This window comes from Colwellia sp. SU-HH01172, assembly GCF_057553355.1.
The window spans coordinates 1-1,757 of the sequence record NZ_BAAJMB010000016.1 but is presented as its reverse complement, the minus strand read 5'-3'; the positions used below and the strand labels follow the sequence as shown (position 1 = coordinate 1,757).

At 37.7% G+C, this 1,757-nt stretch carries 2 protein-coding genes; both read left to right on the top strand.

Going from position 1 to position 1,757, the window contains the following annotated elements; translation table 11 throughout:
* Positions 1–18: 18 nt before the first annotated feature.
* A complete protein-coding gene (locus tag AC27JP_RS20275; RefSeq protein WP_487117758.1) occupies positions 19–555 on the top strand; it encodes a hypothetical protein in 537 nt (178 codons plus the stop codon).
* A gap of 461 nt (positions 556–1,016) precedes the next feature.
* Entirely contained in the window at positions 1,017–1,328 is a 312-nt protein-coding gene (locus tag AC27JP_RS20270) for a hypothetical protein (RefSeq protein ID WP_487117757.1), read from the top strand.
* Positions 1,329–1,757: the final 429 nt, after the last annotated feature.

Below are 1,757 nucleotides of genomic sequence, written 5' to 3'. Positions count from 1 at the left end.
GGTTTCTAAAGGAGTAGTATGTCTAAATTTCTTATTTTAATATTAATCGCTTTTTCTAGTTTTAGCTTTGCTACACAGCAAATCAAAGAATCTTTCATAGTGGATGGCGTTTCAAATGGTATTGAGTCTAACCCTTTGGAAACTTTATTTACCTATGAAGAAATACACTTAATGCTTGACTCTAAAGGTTGGTGTTCTGCTAATTGGCGTGGCTATAAAGGTACTTGGGAATTAAAGGACGGCGAATTATTCCTTAACTCTTTTGTAAAAGGAGCTTGTAGTGATAATCCTCCCTCAATAGATCCAGTTTTATTTTTTGGGGAAAAAGAATACCCTGTGAAAGCAAAATGGTTTAATTCCTCCATCGAAATTCGCCTAAGTGAAAATGAATACACTGAATGCCTAACTCCAAATGGAGAAGAAGTAACAACTGGATACAGCTATGATGCTATGGTGTACGAGTTTTCGGCGGGAGATTTCGTTTATAAATCAAAGCAAAAGATTAAACGCGTGTGGGAACGAAACCTAACAAGCTGTTCAAGTGGGACAAAATAAAGTTGGCTGGTTCCGCTTCGCTTCACATTTTAGCCAACTAAATTTTGCCCCTTAACAGGGCGTTAGTTGCCGCAACTTGTTCGAGTAATTTTATTTATTAAGCGTGCGGTATTTCACATCAAAGGATTGGTGTTTATTTCCTTCCTTTGTTGTTTCAATTTTTAGTTTTACAAAGTCGTTTTGTGTCCTTGGTTACACAGTTTTCGCCTTAGCTTTGTAAGGTAAAACAATTAGCAAAGGCGTAAACGGCTCAAAGTTCATGTTCAGCGGCTAAGTTGCGGTGGAAGGTTTTTGATTCTTCCGTCTATCTCGTAAACATGGTAACTTATTGTAAACTTGGTGTTTTTAAAGCGCAGAACTAACAAGGCATTCAAACGGACTTTTAACAGTTGGCTGTTTTCACTCCGTTCAACAATTTTAGCCAACAATTAAAAGCCGCTTAATGTGGCGTTATGTTTACTATGAATACTGTTGAATGTTCCGAACATTGTGGTTATCCAATAAATTGGCCTTTTTCGTTTCCTGCCAATACATGTGCTGTTACCACTAAGTTCGTTATGAGTGGTGAGCAACCAATTGTCGAGATATTACATTGGGATGACGGTGGCTGGCAATTTATGTGCAATACGACTGATAATGCAGATGACGGGTTGGTTGTTTGCATGGGTTGTTTATATCGCAAATTCCCTTGGATATCTAAATTTAAGGATCTTGCACTTAACCATTCCGCTTATCTAGAAAAAGGTAACTGGCAAATTGAAGAGCTAGAGTAAACATAACAAGCTGTTCAAGCGGGACTGCTAAAGTTTGGCTCGGGTTCGCTTCGCTACACAATTTTAGCCAAACATTATCAGCCCCTTAACAGGGCGTTATGTACCGCCTTCTATTTAGGGTAAATTCTTTTTTAAGCTTGGTGGTTTCAGGTTAGTTTTGTATTCGTAGCTTTTGAGTTTTCGCCAAGCGAAGTAGGGCAAATCTATTTGGCTATTTCTAAATTGGCTCAAAGTTATCTGTTTGGTGTTAATTAGGCGGTGAGTACTTTTGTTTTCTCACTTCCATCTATTAACTTTTAATACTTCTTGTTAGTGTAAAGTTTATAATAACCAAATACATAACAAGCAATTCAACGGGACAAAAAACAGTTGGCTTTTGCTCCTTCGTCGCTAATTTTAGCCAACAATTTTTTGCCTGTTAATGTGGGC

What these genes read in the sequence shown, in the direction of transcription:
- AC27JP_RS20275 (WP_487117758.1), top strand. Translation starts at nt 19, where the DNA reads ATGTCTAAATTTCTTATTTTAATATTAATCGCTTTTTCTAGTTTTAGC.
- AC27JP_RS20270 (WP_487117757.1), top strand. Translation starts at nt 1,017, where the DNA reads ATGAATACTGTTGAATGTTCCGAACATTGTGGTTATCCAATAAATTGG.